This is a genomic window from Pseudoalteromonas sp. CR1 (genome assembly GCF_019392235.1).
Lineage (GTDB): Bacteria > Pseudomonadota > Gammaproteobacteria > Enterobacterales > Alteromonadaceae > Pseudoalteromonas.
This window is the reverse complement of sequence record NZ_JAHXRM010000367.1, coordinates 1-260: the sequence shown is the minus strand read 5'-3', so window position 1 is coordinate 260 and position 260 is coordinate 1. Positions and strand designations below refer to the sequence as shown.

The 260-nt window shown below is 56.2% G+C and carries 1 protein-coding gene; it reads left to right on the top strand.

The window, feature by feature from the left end:
- Positions 1-65: 65 nt before the first annotated feature.
- Positions 66-260, top strand: a 195-nt coding sequence (locus KZZ04_RS19740; protein WP_219423963.1) for an FAD-dependent oxidoreductase, incomplete at its 3' end; no start/stop codon positions are given.

Sequence of the window (260 nt, the reverse complement as noted above, 5' to 3'; positions counted from 1 at the left end):
CTACCATTTTCGCAAATGAACATTAATGTTCGAATTCCAAGACGAATAAATCGCGAGGCCAGCCGATGAACCCTTCCACCTTGCCTGCTCCACCGCTTGCCGAAGTCTATGACGTTGCCGTAATCGGTGGCGGGATCAATGGCGTCGGCATTGCAGCAGACGCAGCCGGTCGCGGTTTGTCGGTATTCCTTTGTGAAAAGGACGACTTGGCCAGCCACACCTCTTCCGCCAGCAGCAAGCTGATCCACGGCGGCCTGCGC